Raw genomic sequence first — 14,072 nt, forward strand, 5'->3', positions numbered from 1 at the left:
TGAGCCGATCAACTCGAAAAGAAGCCCCAACGGTGCTATGCTCGGTTTTCCTGTTGCAAAGCCAAATCTAGGCTTCTTTTTGGCTGAAATCAAAGGTGATGACGAAACGAGCGCCATTTGACCGATCCAGGTCAATGCTGCCACGCAGCTGGTGCGTCGCGATCATCCTGGCGATCCGCAAACCATACGAACCTGTTGACTGAAGATCAATTTCTCCGGGCATTCCCATGCCATTGTCGGCAATGACGAGCACGCAGCCCTTGTCGTCCTCCTGCATGGAGACGCTGATTTCCTTTGTCCGAGAATCGCCGCGGAACGTTTGGTCGCGAAATGCATGCTTGAATGCATTGGTCACCAGTTCGTTGACAATCATGCCGCAGGGCACGGCGACGTCGATTCCCAGGATAATGCCGTGGGCCTTGGCGACGCAGCGGATGTCGTCATTGAGGCCGATGGAAGCGTGAATTTCCCTCAGCAGTGAATCCAGATAATCCTGAAAATCGATTTCCGCCAGATTCCCCTTGCGATAGAGCCGCTCGTGAACCAGGGCGATGGTCTTGATCCGTCCATCCAGATCCTTCAATGCCGCAGCGCCGACCGGATCCTCCACGGTCTGGCGCTGCATGTTCAACAAGGCGGAAACAACCGCCAGATTGTTCTTCACCCGGTGATGCACTTCGCGAAGCAACATCTCTTTTTCCTTGAGAGACGCCCTCAGCGAATCTTCCGCCTGCCGACGTTCGGAAAGATGAAGATGGATGCGTTGCCGGGCAATCACGAGCCCCAGAAAGCCAAAGGCCCAGATTGCGCCATACGCAAACAAGTCCGTGCGTTGGAGTGCGCGCAGACTATTTCTGAAAGGCTCCCAAGGAACAGACACACTGATTCCTCCGTGAACATCGCCGAGTACAAAACCTTGTTCCGCATGGCACTTTAAACATCCCTCTTCCGCAACCATGGGCTTCATGAAACGATAATGAGGCTCATTGTTTTGTGTGTCGAGAGAAAATACCTCTGGAGCACCTTCCTCAAGATCCGACAAAGCCTTTGCCTCCCATTCATCCGGCTCATTCTCCGGCCTGAGAGGATTGAGGCTGGTGATCTTGACGCGCAGGCCGTATTCCTTCTGTCCCATTTCATGGACCTGACGAGTCATGTAGGCAGGGTTTACCAGAGTCAACATTTTTCCGGAGGGTGTGGTGAAATCTCTGTCCGGAATATGTTCAAGGTAAGGATTTGGAGGCATTTCAGGTGTGATGGGCACGTAGAAGCCGCCCTGAGCAGCTGCCCACCGGCGATATACGGAATCCCGGATATACATGTCCCGGGCACTGGCATTCACCATTTGAACGGATGTGGAATGGGCATGGCGGTAGTTCACTTCCACCAGCAGAATGACGAGAATTGTCCAGAATCCTGCAAAGAACACAAAAATCCATTTCAACTTCCGTTTCTCATCTTGCTGATGCATCGTCTGTTCACTTTGATCCGCGCGGTCATGTGATAATTCATTTTGCATAAAGTCACTCGCACGCTACTGAAATCTCCTCAAGACATTCGGCGTAACTTTTCGCCATGCGCTCGGGCTTGGCCGATTTTTGAGGAAATACAGGCATCTACTTTTGATCAACTTCATCTGTTCAACGAAAAAGCAGGACGCCGTTATTGTTGGCATCCCGTCTGTTGTGAGATTGGATGGCAGTGGTTTCTCGCTTGCCCAACGTCAAAGAAAACCCTTTAACATTATTGTAAAGGTTCAACAATGGGCATTGAAGGGATTTTGCGGGAGTAAAGGAGGCAAATCGGCCGAAAGAACCGATCAGGTGAACAGGCTTACAAACTATCTAAACAAGCTTTGAGTTGCTTTTTCAGTATAGGCTTGAGCAGGAAACCATGCGGGTTTGTTTTTTTCGCCTCTCGAACGATCGCTTCTTCTGAATGCGCGGTCAAATAGACGATGGGGATGTCGGAAAAGGTTCGGATATGCTCGGCAGCGGTAACTCCATTCATTCTCCCAGCCAGATTGATATCCATGAGTACCAGCTCAGGCTGCGTATCCTTGACCGCGGCAATGGCATCTTCACCCGTGGCGACGGCTTTTACAACGACATGCCCCAGATTGATCAGCAGGCTTTCCAGGGCCATGGCGAGTAATCCGTCGTCTTCAGTGATTAAAATCCGTTTTGGATTCGTCAAGTTTAAGCTCCAGGCGTTGATCCGCGGTCTTCACGCTCACCTGAAAGCGGTTCATTTTAAGATAATTGATTCAGGTTTCCCAAGAAGCGGCAGCGGCAAATTTATTGACGAAACGTCAGATGTAAGATTGCCTTCACTTACGTCAAGGCAACAGGAACAAACAAAAAAAAGTGATCCCCTTGTGTGATACCAGGGGATCAAAAAGGGTGTGTTTTTCGTTCATTTACAGCAAGCCGGAACCCAGTCCCACGGCCACGATGAACAGCATCACGGATACGATCGCCTGCAGGAACTTGATGGTCACCTTCTTGACCAAACGCGCGCCCAGAAATGTGCCCACAAAAGCGGCAAAAGTGGCGGCAATCACTGTTTCCGGATTGTTCAGAAAATCGGCGGAAGCGAGCATGCCCGCATAGACGGTCATCCTGGAAATATCCACAATTACGGCCAGCATGACTCCGGTGCCGATGAAAGCCTCCTTGCTCAGTCCGCTCTTGATCAGGAAGGCGCTGCGCATGGCGCCCTGATGGCCGGACAGGCCGCCGAAGAAGCCGCTGAGCATGCCGCCCAGGGGCAGGTACTTGCGGCCAAAGGACAATTTCTGGAACCAGGGCCAGATTTCGAGAACGGCAAAACCGGCCATGAGTATGGCGATGGTCAGCTTGGCCGGCTGGACATGGAATTCCCGGCCACCCAGGGTGTAGGAGAACAAAGGCGATGCCTCGGCCAGGGAGAGCAGCACCCAGGCCCCGAGAAAGCTTGTGATCAAGGCCGGGGCTCCGAAACGCAGGAGCACGCCCTTGTCCGCGTTGCGTCCGAACATGGCGGCCTTGAAGATGTTGTTCAGCAGGTGCACCACCGCAGTCTGGGCCACGGCCACGGGCACCGGGAAAAAGATCGCGAAAACCGGCATGAGCAGCGTACCCATGCCGAAACCGGAAAACAAGGTCAAAGCCGCGGCAATCAAGGCCGCGATGCAGACGATGAGAATATCCACGAATCCCCCTATCATTCCAAATTTAAATCTGCGCCAATCTGCGTAATCTGCGGTTAAAATCTTGCTATAATCAGCGCAGTTGATCTTCCGTGTTGAAAAACGTCCGATAGCCCAGCTGGAGCATGGTGATGATCGAAAGCGCCACTGCCCCGAGGATGCCGAGCATGATGGCGATCTGATAGGCGATGGCCGTGGTGGGGTCCGTACCCGAGAGAATCTGCCCGGTCATCATGCCCGGCAGAAAGACGATGCCCATGCCGATCATGGAATTGATGGTGGGCATGATGGCCGAATCGAAGCTGCTATTGACGATCTCCCTGGTGGCCGCCTTGGGCGTTGCGCCGAGAATCAGGGCCTCCTCCACCAGATGCCTGCGCGCAGTCATGCCGTCCAGCAGGGATTTCACGCCCAGGGAAATTCCGGTCATGGAGTTGCCGATGATCATCCCGGCGATGGGCACGAAATATTGCGGATCATACCATGGCGTGATGCGCACCACCACCAGCAGGAAATAGGCGATGCAGGAGAGCGTGCCGAAACAAATGGAAAAGGCCACGACCCGGCGCATGGGTGCGGTCAACACGGCCCGGAACTTTCGAAAGACAGTGTGGATCGCGAAGGCCGTCATCACCACCACGATCGCAGCGGTAATGATCGGACTGGGATTGGCAAAGACGTAGACGAGGATGTACCCGACCAGCACGAGCTGCAATGTCATGCGCAGGGAAGAGATCACGATCTCCTTTTCGCGTCGGATGCCCCGGATGCGGACAATGGCCAGCACGATCAGGATAAAGACATACGCCAGGGCGACCTGAAAGATGGTCAGATCGATAATATCATTCATGCCTCGCACCCCCTGTTCAGGCATCTGCCGCCGGACATTTCGATGATCACGTTTGCATGGTCCCGCGCCGCGGCCTTGGAATGGGTGACCATGACAATGGTTTTGCCGTCGTTCCGGGCATGGCTCGTGAGCATCTCGAAGATCAGCTGCGCGGTCTCCTCGTCCAGGGCCGAGGACGGTTCATCCAGCAGATAGACCCGCGGCTTCATGAGCAGCACCCGAGCCAAAGCCAGCCTCTGGCGTTCTCCGCCGGACAGCTTGTCCGCGGGCTCCTGCAACGCCTTGGCCAGCCGGACCTGTTCCAGCATATGCGTGAGCACCTGGTCTTCCGGCTCCTCCCGCTCCTGAAAGCGCAGCCCGGCCACAAGGTTCTCCCGAACCGTCGCCCCGAACAGCGCCGGGGTCTGGGACAGCATGACCACGTCCCGGCGATGGGTCACCGAGTTCTCCTGCGTGAGATCCCGCCCCTGGTACAGAATCCGGCCGCTGGTGGGCGAAATCATCTTGTTGAGCATGCGCAAAACCGTGGTCTTGCCGCTGCCGCTGGCGCCGACCAGGGCCGTGATCCGTCCTTCGTCGATGCGCAGACTGGGCAGATCCAGCACGTCGAGGTACTTCACGTCCAAGAATTCAAACAATGGCTTCACATTCATCTCCCGCATTCTTCGTTTGCTGTTTCCTATCCTGTTGACTTGCTTTTTAAGCCTGTCCGAGGAGACTGATGCTCAACCCGCCCAGCCCGGCGACAACCACCACGGCCCATGAAGGAACCTTCCATTTCTCTAAAAGCACGAAACAGGTCAGGGCCAGGGCAAATTCGTAGGAGCCAAGAATGGCGCTCGTCCAGACCGGGTGGTACAGGGCCGCTCCCAGAATGCCGACCACAGCGGCGTTGGCTCCGCGCATCAGAGCCTGTGCTCCTTCTGATCGACAAAAGGTGTTCCAGAACGGCAAAACAGCCACCAGCAGCAGAAAACCCGGAGCGAAAATCCCGATCAGGGCGATGACGGCGCCGAGTATTCCGTTCGGAGACGGATCCACCACAACGCCGAGATAGGCCGCAAAGGTGAACAACGGTCCGGGAACGGCTTGCGCCGCGCCATATCCCGCCAGAAACTCGTCCGGAGTGACCCACCCAGGCTGGACAAGCCCGGCTTCCAGAAGCGGCAGGACAACATGGCCGCCCCCGAACACCAAAGCTCCGGCCCTGAAAAAGGATTCAAAAAGCGCCAGCCCCTGGGAGGTCGTGGCAATGACCAGGAGGGGCAATCCGAACAGCAGGATCGCGAAGATCCCCGCGGCGATGAACCCGGCCAGACGTGAAACAGGAAAATGTGCACGGCTGACGCAGTAGTCGCTCTGCCCCCTGCAGATCCACAACCCGGCAAGGGCTCCGACAATGATCGCCGAGATCTGCCCCAGCGCACCCCCGGTCAGCAGGACGATCAGGACCGCGCCCAGTGCGATGGTGGCCCGCTCCCGGTCCGGACAGAGGTTCTTGGCCATGCCCCATACCGCATGCGCGACAATGGCCACCGCGACGACCTTCAGGCCGTGAATGACGCCCGCGCCCGCCGGTCCTTCCATGAAGGAGGCGCCATACGCGAACAGGATCAAGATGAGGGCCGACGGCAGGGTGAATGCGGCCCAGGCCGCGGCAGCGCCCAAAGGCCCGCCCCGCATCAGCCCCAGGGCGAATCCCACCTGGCTGCTGGCCGGGCCGGGCAGAAACTGGCACATGGCCACCAGATCGGCATAGCTTTTTTCATCCAGCCATTTTCGACGAGCCACGAACTCCGTACGAAAATACCCGAGATGGGCGATTGGCCCGCCGAAGGACGTCAGCCCCATGCCTAGAAAAGCCTTGAAAACCTCCCAGACCCTGTGCGCTTTGTTCGATTCGGACATCATATCGGATCCCCCTGTGGATTCCGGTCCATTGTTTCCTTGATCAATTCCCCGAGATGGCGTTTGGCCACAGCCAGACCTTCCAGGCCTTTCTCCGTGATCCGGTAATATTTCCGCCACACCCGCCCGTCCTGCTCCTTGCGGGAGACTAGGTATCCCTTGCGTTCCATGGCATGCAGCATTGGATAGAGGGTTCCCGGGCTCAGCCGATATCCATGTTCGGCCAGCTCCTCGATCATCCACTGGCCGTAGATTTCCTGGAGCGCGGCATGATGCAGCACATGCAGCCGAACCAGGCCGGAGAGCAGGTCATGATGCTCCTGCATCAAATCATGTTCCACGAATACCTCCATCTTCGTTATCGAAATTCGATAGTAATATTCCTCGTCCGCTTTGGCAAGATCACAACCGGAAATTGGCGCCACATTCACTGAATCTGACCCGGAGGAAGAAACACATCAATCGCGCATTCGGTTGTGCGGCTGCGCAAGAGACGTCACACCGCGCAGGAAGCCGCCTTTCCCATTTTTTCCTCAACGAAATGAGCCACGGCCTGGGCCGCGATGCATCCTTCTGCCGCGGCGGTGACGATCTGTTTGATGAACTTTTCCCGCAGATCGCCGATGACGAAGATGCCGCTGATGCTCGATTCGCATTTCTCGTCGGTGACAACGAACCCTTGAGGATTCATCTTCATCCCGGCGGGCACGAGGCGGTTGTCGGACTCAAAACCGATGAAGATGAACACGCCATCCGCGGGCAGGACTTGTTCCTCATCGGTTTTGACATTGCGGATGTCCACCGCATGCACGCCGGAAGCGTCGGCGTGCAGGGCCGTGACCACGCTGTCCCAGACCACCTGGATTTTCGGTTCGGCCAGAACACGTTTTTGCAGAATCATGCCGCCGCGAAAGGCGTTCCGGCGATGCACGAGATGAACGCTGGATGCAACCTTGGAAAGAAACAGTGCATCCTCCAACGCGGTGTCCCCGCCGCCGATCACCACCACGCGCTTGTTCCGAAAGAAGAAACCGTCGCACACCGCGCAGTAGGAAACACCCTTGCCGTAATTTTCAAGCTCGCCGGGTATGCCCAGCCGGCGGGGCTGCCCCCCGCAGGCCAGGATCACGGCCGGAGCGTACAGTTCGTCGCCGTTGTCCAGGCGCACGATATGTTCTTCCAGCCCCGGTTCGAGCTCCACCACTTCCCGGGCCAGGATTTCCAGGCCGCAGGACTTGGCGTGGCTGGTCATGGCCGCGGCCAGATCCGCACCGGAGATGGACTCGGTACCCGGCCAGTTTTCCACGATGTCCGTATTGTTCAGTTGTCCACCGGGTACGCCTTTCTCCACGAGAACCGTTTGCAGGGCCGCACGTTGGGAATAGATGCCTGCAGTCAGGCCACCGGGGCCGCCGCCGATGATGATCAGGTCCAGGGTTCGGGTCGTCATTTCGCTTTCCTCCAGGGTGTGACTGACGTTATGGAAACCGGTCACCGCGGCAATCTAATTCCTTTTGCCGGGTGACCGGATCGAAGGATTGTCAATGATGAAATGGCCCAGCTTCAAGGGTTGGGACGTTCCTGGAAAGGGGCAGGACCATCCCCTTAAACTTATAACCAGTTCTGAACGTGTCCACTGGGCGTCTTCAGTGCACCTGTTGCGGCTCCTCGGACCGTTGCATCGCCTTGCGGGGAAACGGAGGCATGCTCGCCATGTCATCTGGTTTATCGGATTCATGTTTTGCGTTAGGATTGGATCATGGACGCGTCAACCATGCCCAGCCCGGCCAATATTCTGATCTTCACCCGCTATCCTGTCCCGGGCCGGGTCAAGACCAGGCTCATCCCGGCCCTGGGGCCTGAAACAGCGGCCCGGCTGCACCGGCGCATGACCGAGCATGTCGTGACCGTGGCCCGCGGCTTGGCCGGAAACGGCGGCGTCAACATCCATGTGGGCTTCACGGGCGCGCCGCTCAAAAAGTTCCGGTCCTGGCTGGGCCATGATTTGCGGTATCTTCAGCAGAACGGGGATGATCTCGGCCGGCGAATGCATCATGGCCTGGAAGCGGTCTTTCGAACAACCCCCGGCATGGGGCCGGTGCTGGTCATCGGTACGGACGTGCCCTGCCTGGACAAGGCCATTCTGGACCAGGCGCTGTCCGCATTGGAAAGCAGCGACCTGGTCATCGGCCCGGCCGAGGACGGGGGCTACTACCTCATCGGGATGCACCGCCCGCATCCCGAGCTGTTCCAGAACATGGACTGGGGCTCGTCGTCGGTTTTCGCCCAAACCATGGACGCGGCGAAACGACTGGGACTGACAATTACGACCCTCCCCGAGCTGCAGGACGTGGACAGGCCGGAGGACCTGGACGCCCTGCGCCATGATCCGCGGTTCGCGGACGCATTTACGGGCCAAAGCAGGATTTCCGTCATCATCCCCTGCCTCAACGAAGCCCAGTCCCTGCCCCGAACTCTGGAACACGTCTTCAAAAACGCTGACCAGGACGAGAATCTCGAGGTGATCGTGGTGGACGGCGGCAGCCGGGATGCCACGCGCGAAATCGCGGCCCGCCGCGGCGCGCTGGTCCTGCAATCACAAGCCGGCCGCGCGGCCCAACAGAACATCGGCGCCGCCCGCGCCTCGGGCCGCCTGCTGCTCTTCCTGCACGCGGACACGTTGCCGCCAGCCGGATTTACCCGCTTGATCCGCCAAGCCCTGGACGATCCGGCCGTGATTGCCGGCGCATTCAGTCTGCGCACGGACAGCCCGCGTCCGGCCATGCGCCTGATCGAGTGTGTGGCGAACCTGCGCTCCTCGGCATGGCAATACCCCTATGGTGATCAGGGGCTGTTCATGGAAAAGAGGGTGTTTCAGGAGTTGGGCGGATTTACATCCCAGCCCATCATGGAAGACTTCGAACTGGTCCGCCGCCTCCGCCGCCGCGGCCGGATCGTCACGCTGCCGGAGTCGGTCCTGACGTCATCCCGCCGCTGGCGCAACCTCGGCCTACTGCGAACCACGCTGATCAATCAACTCATGATCCTGGGCTTCGCCTGCGGCGTGCCCGTTCATGTCTTGGCCAGGCTCTATCGGAGGGAGGGTAAGTAATCGTTTTTACTTTGCTTTACCAAAGGCGAATGTAATTCATTCAGCAAGACAACTCCCAATTCACGCGCCAGCTCTGCTGGTCGCGTGGAATTGCTGGTTAGAAGGCTTTTTGGATGACATCTGCACTGTAATCTGCAATCCAAGCGCCTTCGCGACTTTTGCTACTGTAGTAAATGTAGGATTGCCATCCGGGGAAAATGCCTTGTACAGCCCTTCACGAGTCAAGCCAGTATCCCTTGCCAATTGGCTCATGTTTTTGGCGCGAGCAATGACGCCCAGGGCATGAACAATGAACGCTGGATCATCACCAGCTTCCTCGATACAAGCCTCAAGATAAAGCTGAATGTCTTCATCAGTTTTAAGATGTTCAGCGGAATCCCATCGAGTTGTCTTGATACCCATAGCCTATACCTCTAATTGTTTGGCGATTTCTTTGGCTTTGGCGATATCAGCTTGCTGAGAGCTTTTGTCGCCACCAGATAGAAGTATCACGACAACAGCATCTCTTTGCACAAAGTACACTCGGTAACCCGGGCCATAGAAAATGCGCAATTCCGCTTATGCCATCACCAACAGGTGCAATGTCTCCAAAATGGCCCATCTCCACTCTGTCGATTCTAGCCTGAATCCGGGCTCTCGCCTTACGATCCTTGAGGGAATCGAACCATTTTCTAAACTGGGCGGTTGTACGGACTTCTATCATGTGTAAACTGGAGTTAACGATCGAGAGGGTGTCAACTGGAGTTTGCGTCTCGGTTTGGGAGGATGGAGCCGTCTAAGGTGGGGCCGAGCACGAGCCGCGCCCGGGTTTATGCACATCCTACACATCCTGCATCCAAGGGTCACATATGTAAAAGAGGGTGTTTCAGGAGTTGGGCGGTTTTTCACTCCTGCCCATCATGGAAGACTTCGAATTGATGCGCCGCCTCCGCCGCCGCGGCCGGATCATCACGCTGCCGGAGCCGGTCCTGACGTCATCCCGCCGCTGGCACAACCTCGGCCTGCTGCGAACCACGCTGATCAACCAGCTCATGATCCTTGGCTTCGCCTGCGGCGTGCCCGTTCATGTCTTGGCCAGGCTCTATCGGAAGGAGGGTAAGTAATCGTTTTTACTTTGCTTTACCAAAGGCGAATGTAATTCATTCAGCAAGACAACTCCCAATTCACGCGCCAGCTTCTCTCCAAGCCGGCTTCTCCACCCAAAAACTGGACAGCAATAACAATTAGCCGACAACAGCCGATAGCCGTTTCATCGAATACACCCCCTCCACACCCCCAACCGGCGTAAACCTCCGTTCATCCTTGGAATCCAGCAGGTGTTTCACCCCGCCGAACACCTCGGTCACGAACTCTTTTGAGCCGATGATGCCGCTATCCGTGAAGTATCGGCAGCGGTGGCGGAATACGTCGACGCGGCTGAGGCGGTAGTTTTTCTTGCGCTCCTTTTCAACCACTTCCCTTTTCATCCGTTTGCCTTTCCCGGTGTCCATGGCTGCGGTTTCATAGACGAACTGCCGATACTTGCGGATGATCTCCTTGGGAACGAATTCATTCCACTCCTTCAGCCCCAGGTCCAAATCCAAAAGCCCAAGCCGATTGCCGGTCTGTAACAGATAGCCGAGGCCGGACCAGCGATAATCTTCGGGCTTCTGAACCAGACCGGCCCGCACCGGATTGAGGTCCACATACGCCAGCAGGTTGACCAGGCTGGTTCCCTCCTGAACGATAATGCTTTTGAACCGGTCGCCCCAGAAAAAGCCTTTTCTGTTACGACGTTTGTTGAAGAACCGCGTAAAGCCCTGCTTGATGTCCTTCACGAATGCACCCAGGTTGACCAGACGCCGGCGATAGTCCTGTACCTGATGCGGCATGATCACGGCATCGTCGCCGAACTGTTTCCGGTAACGCTTCCCAATCTCTTCATCCGAGGCTGCCTCTTCCGTGTGCATCCGCACCACTAGATGAAAATGATTGCCCATCAAGCAGAACCCCAACAAATCAACAAAATAGAACTTGCTCAACCTGGCGACAATGGTCATCAGATGGTCTTTCTCGATGTCCTGTAAAGGAAAGCCCTCCAGGGCTGTCCTGGACATGATATGGTAGATGGTGGAGCGGTCATTTCGGACAAACCTGGCTATGCGTCCCATGATTGCCTCCCTTGGATGAAAAAGATTTGGTGAAACGGAAGTTAAACGTGAATATTTGCGCCACGCAAGTAAAAACAACCCTATGCTCTCAGTACTGGCACGCTAAAGTCTCCGCAGATCTCCACCGTGAAGCGATGACCAAGGTGGACACGCAAAGCCCCCTCACCTTGCCGAGGGCTGGGCGGGACGAGGTGCTGCCGTGGGACGGGAACGATGACAGGAGGCAAAGAAGGCTGTCGGTCACGTTCGAACCGGCGCTTCCAATATCCCAGTGATTTGATGGAAACGCAGTTCTGCCGACAGTACTCCGCCTGAGAAAAACCGCTTGCCCGCCACTTGGCTACATGCTCGCGCCAGAAATTGGCCTTCTCGGGATCTGACCTACGATTGCTGATTGCCATTGTGATTCCTCCTCAAAGGTTGATGAGAAGAATCCTATGGCAGAAATAGAGGCATGATGTAAGAAGTAGTTGTTTTGACGCTTACTGACTATGTATTCAGCTAACCTCGCAAGAAATCGAAATACAAGACCTGACTCCTATGATGCCCGCTGGTCCAAAGGCGCAATCAAACCCTGCTCACGCAGCTCGATGCCCCGTGATGTCGCCAAGTGGTTGCGGTAGGTTTTGTTGAAGATCTTGGTCACGCCTCGAACAGTCGGGAACGTCAACCCATTGCCCCGAGCAGCACCCTTGCTGTTGCGGGGAGATGCGCAACGACCGTGAGGATGCTTGGCAGGGGCATCCTTGGCATTGCACGGGTAACACTATCTACCCTTGATCGTGCTACTATTTTGAAAAAAATTAATTTTTCTTGTAATATTTTTATTACTATTTTAATTATACATATCTCTTTTGTTCAAAGGTATACAAATCTTTGACTGCCCACTTGCAACCAGCCAATTCTATGCGAGGTTTTGTCATGCAGCACGCGCTCAAAATCATCATTTTGGTCTTCGGACTGACTTGGTGTCTGTCCGGGCTTTTTCCCTACGGGCTTGGTTTTGCCCAAACCCATGAACTGGAGGACATCGTCGTCGTGTCCACACCCATCATCGAGGGCAACCAGGTGGACCGCTACGGGGCCAGTGCAACGGTGGTGACCGAAGACCAGATCAGCGACCTGAACGCCCAGGATCTGGGAACGGCTTTGCGCCGCACTCCGGGCGTGAACATTTCCCGTTACAACCCCATCGGCTCCTTCGGCGGGGCCGAGGGCGGCGGTGTGTTCATCCGGGGCATGGGCTCCAGCCGTCCTGGGTCGGAGATCAAGACCTTCATCGACGGGGTCCCCATGTACATGAGCGTCTGGAATCACCCGCTCCTGGACCTGCTCTCCATCGACCCGGCGTCGTCCATTGAGGTCTATAAAAGTCCGCAGCCGCAGCACTTCGGCAATGCCTTTGCCGTGATCAACATCGATCCCAAGCGGATGCGCGCGGAAGGGTTCCGCACGAACCTGAAGGCAGCCGGAGGCAGCTATTCCACTTTCATTGAGACAGCCGAACACGGCGGCAAGGTCGGCAGGTTCGACTACTATCTGGGCCAGAGTTTCCGCCGCTCCAGCGGTCACAGGGACAACAGCGACGGCAGGCTGACCAATTATTTCGGCAGAGTGGGCATGGAATTGGGCGAGTATTGGGACGTCACCGCATTTGGCCTGCACACGGACAACTTCGCTCGCGACCCCGGCATCGAAGGCCGGGAAGCCGCGACACGTCAGGGGAAATACGAGACCAACGCCTGGCTGGGCCACGTCACCCTGAGCCACGCCTACGAGATGTTCGAGGGATCGCTCAAGGTTTTCGCCAATTCGGGCAAGGGCGACTGGTACGACCAGCTTCCGCCCAGCAAGGATCTCTGGAACGAGTTCATCTTTTCCGGGGTCCGCGCCCGGGAGATCGTCCGGCCTTGGAGCGGCGGCGAAATCATCGCCGGGGTGGACTGGGACGTGATCGACGGCAAGCTTGAGGCCAAGAACGCCGCCGGGGTCAGAGCCAACTGGGACGGCCCGACCATGCGCATCCTCTCCCCGTATGTCGCCGTCAGTCAACTCATCGGCGACCTGGACGGGTTTCATGCCATCCCTTCGGCAGGGGTGCGCCACTACAATCACAACGAGTTCGATGCCAAAACCGCGCCTCATGCCGGGCTGGTGCTGGGGTACAAGAATACCCAGATCCATGCCGGATACTCCAGGGGCGTGCTCTATCCGGGCTTGGATACGGTGGTTTTGTCCGAATATGCCAACCCCATGCTGGGCCGGTCCTGGAAGGATCTCCAGGCCGAGACCATGGACCATTACGAGATCGGCGTCAGCCACTCCTGGGACAGGCTGCGCGCGGACCTGACCTTTTTCCGGGATAAGGGCAAGGATCGCTACGTGATTGTCCCACCGCCGCCTCCGCCTCCGGTATTCGCCAACATCGGGGACTACCGCACCCAGGGTGTCGAGGCCACCGTGAGTTACATCCCCTTGGACGACCTGTCCCTGTTCGTCGGCGCGACCTTCCTGGACACCGATCCCGGCGACCTGCCCTACGCCCCCAAGACCACCCTCAGCGCGGGACTGAACTGGCGCTTTCTGGGCAACTTCCAACTCAGCCTGGACGGACAGTATGTCTCGGACATGCACGTTACCTCCCAGGCCCGACGCGACGGCGCGGCCAACGACACGGAAGTGGACAGCTACGCCCTGCTCAATGGCAAGCTCAGCTACCTGGTACGGTTGGATTCCTGGAACATGGACGCCGAGCTGTTCATCGCCGGAGAGAACCTGACCAACGCCAAATACGAATACCTGCCCGGCTACCCCATGCCCGGGATCAACGGCATGGTCGGCATGGCCCTGAAGTTCTAGAAG

At 56.9% G+C, this 14,072-nt stretch carries 16 protein-coding genes; 3 read left to right on the top strand and 13 right to left on the bottom strand.

The window, feature by feature from the left end; all coding sequences use genetic code 11:
• Positions 1 to 67: 67 nt before the first annotated feature.
• From ACYQ15_RS11675 to trxB, 8 genes are all read right to left on the bottom strand, one after another.
• Entirely contained in the window at positions 68 to 1,444 is a 1,377-nt protein-coding gene (locus ACYQ15_RS11675; protein ID WP_459937687.1) for a histidine kinase dimerization/phosphoacceptor domain -containing protein, read from the bottom strand.
• Between the two features lie 389 nt (positions 1,445 to 1,833).
• Positions 1,834 to 2,196, bottom strand: a complete 363-nt coding sequence (locus ACYQ15_RS11680) for a response regulator (RefSeq protein ID WP_459937688.1) — start codon at positions 2,194 to 2,196, stop codon at positions 1,834 to 1,836.
• A 223-nt stretch (positions 2,197 to 2,419) separates the two neighbouring features.
• Positions 2,420 to 3,193, bottom strand: a complete 774-nt coding sequence (locus ACYQ15_RS11685) for a sulfite exporter TauE/SafE family protein (RefSeq protein WP_459937689.1) — start codon at positions 3,191 to 3,193, stop codon at positions 2,420 to 2,422.
• Between the two features lie 70 nt (positions 3,194 to 3,263).
• Positions 3,264 to 4,040 carry an ABC transporter permease gene (locus ACYQ15_RS11690; RefSeq protein ID WP_459937690.1) on the bottom strand — a complete coding sequence of 259 codons (777 nt, stop codon included), beginning with the start codon at positions 4,038 to 4,040 and terminating at the stop codon, positions 3,264 to 3,266.
• Positions 4,037 to 4,687, bottom strand: coding sequence for an ABC transporter ATP-binding protein (locus ACYQ15_RS11695; RefSeq protein WP_459937691.1), 651 nt, complete (start codon positions 4,685 to 4,687; stop codon positions 4,037 to 4,039). The genes ACYQ15_RS11690 and ACYQ15_RS11695 overlap by 4 nt, the downstream gene beginning before the upstream one ends.
• 52 nt (positions 4,688 to 4,739) lie before the next feature.
• Positions 4,740 to 5,951: a chromate efflux transporter gene (gene chrA, locus ACYQ15_RS11700; protein WP_459937692.1), complete on the bottom strand. Its 1,212-nt coding sequence runs from the start codon at positions 5,949 to 5,951 to the stop codon at positions 4,740 to 4,742.
• Positions 5,948 to 6,289, bottom strand: a complete 342-nt coding sequence (locus ACYQ15_RS11705; protein ID WP_459937693.1) for a PadR family transcriptional regulator — start codon at positions 6,287 to 6,289, stop codon at positions 5,948 to 5,950. Before ACYQ15_RS11705 ends, chrA begins: the two co-directional genes overlap by 4 nt.
• Positions 6,290 to 6,444: 155 nt before the next feature.
• Positions 6,445 to 7,398, bottom strand: a complete 954-nt coding sequence (trxB, locus tag ACYQ15_RS11710; RefSeq protein ID WP_459937694.1) for a thioredoxin-disulfide reductase — start codon at positions 7,396 to 7,398, stop codon at positions 6,445 to 6,447.
• A 309-nt stretch (positions 7,399 to 7,707) separates the two neighbouring features.
• Between trxB and ACYQ15_RS11715 the strand changes: the two genes are divergently transcribed.
• On the top strand, positions 7,708 to 9,060 hold the full coding sequence (locus tag ACYQ15_RS11715) for a TIGR04283 family arsenosugar biosynthesis glycosyltransferase (protein WP_459937695.1): 1,353 nt from the start codon (positions 7,708 to 7,710) through the stop codon (positions 9,058 to 9,060).
• A 60-nt stretch (positions 9,061 to 9,120) separates the two neighbouring features.
• On the opposite strand, the gene ACYQ15_RS11720 is transcribed toward ACYQ15_RS11715, so the two are convergent.
• Both ACYQ15_RS11720 and ACYQ15_RS11725 read right to left on the bottom strand, forming a co-directional pair.
• Positions 9,121 to 9,462, bottom strand: coding sequence for an addiction module antidote protein (locus ACYQ15_RS11720; RefSeq protein ID WP_459937696.1), 342 nt, complete (start codon positions 9,460 to 9,462; stop codon positions 9,121 to 9,123).
• 3 nt (positions 9,463 to 9,465) lie between these two features.
• Entirely contained in the window at positions 9,466 to 9,582 is a 117-nt protein-coding gene (locus ACYQ15_RS11725; RefSeq protein ID WP_459939579.1) for a hypothetical protein, read from the bottom strand.
• A 338-nt stretch (positions 9,583 to 9,920) separates the two neighbouring features.
• Between ACYQ15_RS11725 and ACYQ15_RS11730 the strand changes: the two genes are divergently transcribed.
• Positions 9,921 to 10,163 (top strand): hypothetical protein, encoded by a 243-nt coding sequence (locus ACYQ15_RS11730; protein ID WP_459937697.1) that lies wholly within the window; start codon positions 9,921 to 9,923, stop codon positions 10,161 to 10,163.
• A 120-nt stretch (positions 10,164 to 10,283) separates the two neighbouring features.
• Here ACYQ15_RS11730 and ACYQ15_RS11735 read toward each other — a convergent pair whose 3' ends face one another.
• The 3 genes from ACYQ15_RS11735 to ACYQ15_RS11745 all read right to left on the bottom strand — a co-directional run bounded on the left by ACYQ15_RS11735 (position 10,284) and on the right by ACYQ15_RS11745 (position 11,880).
• Positions 10,284 to 11,210 (bottom strand): transposase, encoded by a 927-nt coding sequence (locus ACYQ15_RS11735; RefSeq protein WP_459937698.1) that lies wholly within the window; start codon positions 11,208 to 11,210, stop codon positions 10,284 to 10,286.
• An 80-nt stretch (positions 11,211 to 11,290) separates the two neighbouring features.
• On the bottom strand, positions 11,291 to 11,611 hold the full coding sequence (gene tnpA, locus ACYQ15_RS11740; protein ID WP_459937699.1) for an IS66 family insertion sequence element accessory protein TnpA: 321 nt from the start codon (positions 11,609 to 11,611) through the stop codon (positions 11,291 to 11,293).
• Between the two features lie 137 nt (positions 11,612 to 11,748).
• Positions 11,749 to 11,880 carry a hypothetical protein gene (locus ACYQ15_RS11745; RefSeq protein ID WP_459937700.1) on the bottom strand — a complete coding sequence of 44 codons (132 nt, stop codon included), beginning with the start codon at positions 11,878 to 11,880 and terminating at the stop codon, positions 11,749 to 11,751.
• 251 nt (positions 11,881 to 12,131) lie between these two features.
• Here ACYQ15_RS11745 and ACYQ15_RS11750 point away from each other — a divergent pair, with 251 nt between their 5' ends.
• Positions 12,132 to 14,069: a TonB-dependent receptor gene (locus ACYQ15_RS11750; protein WP_459937701.1), complete on the top strand. Its 1,938-nt coding sequence runs from the start codon at positions 12,132 to 12,134 to the stop codon at positions 14,067 to 14,069.
• Positions 14,070 to 14,072: the final 3 nt, after the last annotated feature.

Source organism: Desulfonatronum parangueonense (assembly GCF_054656975.1).